Annotated in this window: 5 protein-coding genes; 2 read left to right on the forward strand and 3 right to left on the reverse strand. The window is 36.0% G+C overall.

What is annotated here, in order from left to right:
- Positions 1-288: 3-methyl-2-oxobutanoate hydroxymethyltransferase (locus tag ABIQ28_RS01765; protein WP_348035034.1), on the forward strand; the 288-nt coding region annotated here is incomplete at its 5' end.
- 178 nt (positions 289-466) lie between these two features.
- On the forward strand, positions 467-1,162 hold the full coding sequence (locus ABIQ28_RS01770; protein WP_348035035.1) for an RluA family pseudouridine synthase: 696 nt from the start codon (positions 467-469) through the stop codon (positions 1,160-1,162).
- 469 nt (positions 1,163-1,631) lie between these two features.
- Here the strand turns inward: ABIQ28_RS01770 and ABIQ28_RS01775 are convergent, their stop codons facing one another.
- From ABIQ28_RS01775 to ABIQ28_RS01785, 3 genes are all read right to left on the reverse strand, one after another.
- Positions 1,632-2,462, reverse strand: a complete 831-nt coding sequence (locus ABIQ28_RS01775) for a histidine kinase (RefSeq protein WP_348035036.1) — start codon at positions 2,460-2,462, stop codon at positions 1,632-1,634.
- 933 nt (positions 2,463-3,395) lie between these two features.
- Entirely contained in the window at positions 3,396-3,902 is a 507-nt protein-coding gene (locus ABIQ28_RS01780) for a hypothetical protein (protein ID WP_348035037.1), read from the reverse strand.
- Between the two features lie 411 nt (positions 3,903-4,313).
- Positions 4,314-5,336 (reverse strand): DUF2891 domain-containing protein (locus ABIQ28_RS01785; protein WP_348035038.1); only part of this gene is annotated, 1,023 nt, incomplete at its 5' end.

Below are 5,336 nucleotides of genomic sequence, written 5' to 3' on the forward strand. Positions count from 1 at the left end.
ATGCTCGAAAGAATCGGTTGTTTTGCTATTGTGTTGGAAAAGATTCCTGCAAAATTAGCACAAGATGTGGCTGAAAGCGTTTCCATTCCTGTGATTGGTATTGGTGCTGGCAATGGTGTGGACGGACAAGTGCTTGTATTGCATGATATGTTAGGAATGACCCATGAGTTCAATCCGCGGTTTTTACGTCGCTACATGAACCTTTATGAAGATATGACCAACTCTATTTCACAATATGTGAAAGATGTGAAGTCGGAAGACTTTCCTAATGATGAGGAGCAGTATTAGTGGGTAGAGGGTAGTGTTTAGTTGGCAGTATTCAGTTGGCAGTAGAAAAAAAGTCCAATAAATAAGTATCAAATTCCAATAGGATAATCTGTACTCGACGCAAATCAGTGTAAATCATAAAAAATCAGCGTTATCTGCGTTCTATTGATTAGTGAAATTAGTGTCAAAAAATTAATCTGTGTCCAAGATACTTTCCAATAAAAACAATCTCCAAGTCATTTACGAAGACAATCACATTATTATTGTCAATAAACGTGCTGGCGATATCGTACAAGGAGACAAAACCGGAGATGAACCTTTGAGCGAGGTTGTTAAATCCTATATCAAGGACAAATACGACAAACCAGGGAACGTTTATCTTGGCGTTGTACATCGATTAGATCGCCCAACTACTGGGATTGTGATGTTCTCAAAAACAAGTAAGGCGCTTCCCCGACTCAACAAAATATTCGCTGATAAAGAAGCTAAAAAAATCTATTGGGCTTTAGTCAAACAAATGCCTCCCAAAACTGAGGACACGCTCACGCATTGGTTAAAAAAGAATCCGAAGAATAACAAATCGACGGCATATATCAAGGAAGTCAAGGATAGCAAAAAAGCTATTCTGCATTATAAAATTCTAAAAAAACTGGATAATTACTATTTACTCGAAGTTGAATTGGAAACTGGACGGCACCATCAAATCCGTTCGCAATTATCAAGTATTGGCTGCCCAATTAAAGGCGATTTAAAATATGGTTTTGACCGCAGTAATCCAGATGCAAGCATTAGTTTACACGCTCGTGGATTAACCTTTATACATCCGGTTTCAAATGAACAGATTCATCTTGAAGCGCCTTTGCCAGATGATCCGCTTTGGAAGGCGTGTTTGTAAAAGAGAATAAAGACCGCTTCGCTTTTAGAACAAAGAACCAAGACTTGTTTCGTGAATTATTGTTAAAATATTAGTCTGAAAAATATTTTGGTTAGTGTTTTTGATATAAAAAGAATTAAGATACTTCGACAAGCTCAGCAGCCGACGCTTCGCTTTTAGAACAAAGAACAGCGACTTGTTTTTGTAACTAAATCACTATAGATTAAAATGCCATACCAGCCCGACAAACGTTCTGGCGGGGGTTTTTAAAACGAACTAAAAGCCTGCTGCATTCGTGAAATTTATAGTGAAAAATTTGAGCCGGCATTCTCAGGGAACGAATAAGTTCGTGAAAATCTGTGAAATCCGTGTCAAAAATTCTAGAAGCTAAAGCGAGATGGATTAAAACACATGGTTTTAACTTAATTTGAGACCAATAAAAAAGATTTTGAGTTCAGAAAATCCTCCAAAATTTTGTTGGCTCATATTTCTAAAGTAAATCATTAGCTTTTAAAGAACGCTCAACAATTGGATAGGCAATAGTCAGTTGGACGCCTTCATCAGGTTGCGATACCAAACGATATGAAGATTCAGTCAGTTCTGCCCTACTTTTCATGTTCAACAAACCCGAACTATCTTTTTCATCATCAATTACAAATCCAACACCGTCATCACTGGCTTTAATAAGCAACTCATCTTGTTTGTAATGTAAAACAATCTTCAATTCAGTTGCGTTCGAATGTTTTACCGTATTTGAAATGAATTCCTGTAAAATCCGGAATAAAATGATGCCATCTTTTTTATTCCCGAATGGGATCGGATTACCTTCCACTGAAAATTCCGCAGCAATTAATTTCATACGATTAAGGCGTTCAATTTCAAACTTGATGGATTCTGAAAATCCTCGATTTTGAATAACATCCGTATTTAAGGCTTTTGACAAGGTCCGGACCTCAGCTAAACTGTCCTTAATTATTTTTTGCGTTTCTACGTAAGAATCTTTAATATCTTCAGATATTTTCACACTTAACATGCCCAACTGCATGCTCGCTAAAGATAATAACTGACCAATATTATCATGTAATTCTTGACCAATATATTTAAGGGTTTGCTCTTGAATTTCTTCACTTGTCTTAGCTACAGTGTCCTCAAATTCCTTTTGCTGTTTTAATTTATCTAACAAAAGCTTGTTCTTTCGCTTTTGGAAAACGATAAAAAAAACAATAATAAGTGCCGTTACAATTACCAAAACGGCAATCATATACAATAACAAATACCGTTGGGCATCAGTACTAATCAGTCGTTCTCCGGTTTGCACCATAGTAAAGCAAAGCTAAAAGATAAATACATGAAAACATTCGCAAAGAGAAAAATTTGCCATTTTAAGAAGACAAAATTCCAATCGGCCGTTGAAAAATAAATTTCATGAAAAATCATGGGTGTTATGATTAGCCACCAAATCAAGACTGTGGAGGCAATATAGAAATGGAGTGACTTGTAAAATGTCAAAATAATTTCACTGTTCAATATTTCATAAAAATAAAGACTGACTGTTAAAAAAACTGCAAATACTGAAAGAAATTGAATAAAAGGAACAAAGCCTTCAAAAAAGGACTTATGAAAGACGATCAAACCAATCAAACAGAATGGCACATATAAAAGTACAGCAAACTTCAAAATTATTTTCAATCGTGGTGTCTTAATAATTTTTCTGAAATATAAAAGATAAAAAATGGTTCCAACGATTATCCAAAAAAAAGTTAAGAACAAATAATTAGTATTGAATATGGTCCCTTTTAAAAAATACAAGAATCCATTCTCTTTAATAAACACGGTGTAATTTCCTGAAAAATCAATTAATACTGAATAAATTAGAAAAAAAATAAAGTATTTGGCAACAGTAGATTTATATTTCCTAAGACTAAACAAGCCTATAACTGCTGCCAATGCTTCACTTGAATAAATAATCAAAAAATAATTTTCTATTAAAAATTCATTCATCTTTTGGGAGTTGAGGATATTTGGCACCTGGTGGATGTCCCCAGATTTGACTCTGGAGGGATTCCCTTTTTTGATTTAATTCTACTGCGCGCACTTAAAAAATTAGACCTTTCAGCTATTAGCTGATTTTCTAAAACCTTGTTTTCACGTCCTCAATAGTACGACTTTAAATAACCAATTACATACAGAAAGAGATCACAAAATTTGAAATAATTTTTTCATGAAATAACATATAAAGGTTAATAATTTCCTGTCACTGTGGGTAATTTGCTCTAGGAGGGTTTCCGCTGCTACCCAAATCCATTCCTCCCGCTCCAGGAATATCCCCGCCACCTGACTGCATAGAGAAATTCAACATCGAGGCCTCTGCTTTATGAGATTTTCCTGTTGGAATAAAAAACATGGTGGTATATCCTGCTTCTCCGTTTTGATCGGGATGTGCACCCAAATAGATGCGCACACCATCCATCGTGTAACCTAATTTTTCGGCCTCTCTTTCAGCATAGTTTAGATAATTTCTTACTTGATCGAGTCCATACCAAGACGAACGGTTATCGCCACCTTTTCGAGTAACTAAAGAATCGCTGATTAATTTGTATCTCGGATTATAAGCCAGATCTAAGGATTTGGCTTGGTCAGGAGTAATCAGACCTTTCGGAGCGCTGCTTACCACTTTTTCTTCATTAGATTGGCAACAATAAAAATACATGGCCAATGCGCCAATAAGTATTCCTATAACAAGAATCATAAAATTTTTCATAATTGATTGGTTTTTAAGGTTTGGAGGATGAAAATATAGAAAATTTACATATAAATGACTAAAAAATAGAATTTCCTGTAAATGAGATACTAAATTCTACTTAAAAAAGACTTACTTATTTCTCGCAGAGACGCGGAGGCGCAAAGCAGCTAAATTAAATTCCAAAATAAAAAGCACCAAATTCCAAAAAGTGATTCATATAAATAAGACCCAAAAAAATCAGTAAAAAACTTCCCAAATCAGCATCACTCGCCTGAACGGACGGGCTGGTTTGCGATTGAAAAAAATCAAAAAGAAAAAGCACCAAATTCCAACGATCAGTTTGAGTAAAACCTTTAAAAAAATCAGTGAAAATCCACCAAAATCAGCGTCATCTGCGTTCTAGTCCAAACAGATAGTCTCCTCTATATTTTAATCACGCGCCACGGTATTTAGCGCATAAATAGCAAAACTTCCCAACCAATGACCGCCTTCATAACTATCACCCACAATACTTGGTAAGGAATAATTAATATGTGCATTGGCAATATTTTTGAGATGTGCATATTCTGGTAAACCTTTAGAAATCTCATATAAACTCCATGCCCGTGAAAAATTGACCCCATCGAGATGCACTAATTTCCCATCGCTTCTATCACTTACTTTCCCTGGTTCCAAAGTGAAGTTCTTGTCTCTTAACTGTGGGAGAAAATCTGACAACCACGTTTTAAATTCTTCTTTAGGAAGGACACGCTTCATCAAAGCCGCTTCTTCAAAACAAGGCGACAAAAAATCAAAGCCGCTGGGTTCCCATGTCAACGGGCAATTCGCATCATTCAAATAAAAGTCTTTCGAACGTTGTGTGATTAAAGATCCTAACGTTTCATTTCCTACAATTTTGGCGTAATCATAAGCAAATGACAACCCGAAGGCCGTATTTGAATGTTCGCCCACACGTATTGGATAATTGAGCTTTGGCAAAAACTCGAGGTATTTGGTAACAATCAAATCAGTTAAAGGTTGCAAGTTGGCTTCAAGTTCCCTTGCCAATGGCGTATCCCACGTATGTAATTCCTCAGCAAGTTTCAATAACCACGCCCAACCGTAAGTGCGCTCATAGCTCGTATTGTGTTTGTCATAAAAATAACTGACTTCGTCCATGATGTTTTCTTTAGATAGGTTTTGCAAGAGCATCTGTGTTATCTCATTTTTCTTATCCAACACTGGAAACTGTTTCAACAAACTGACCAAACTCCAATGCCCATGAACAGACGAATGCCAGTCAAAACAGCCATAAAATGCAGGATGAAGGGTTTTTGGTTCTTTTAGATCTGCACTACTACCAATGGTTTGGCCAAGTTTGTTAGGATATTCGGTTTGGATGCAATTCATCGGCAATTCTGCTAATCGATTGGCTTCTTCCAGATGTAATGTTGGTGCTGGGATTTGTTCGAT

This window comes from Gelidibacter sp., assembly GCF_039916245.1.
Taxonomy (GTDB): domain Bacteria; phylum Bacteroidota; class Bacteroidia; order Flavobacteriales; family Flavobacteriaceae; genus Gelidibacter.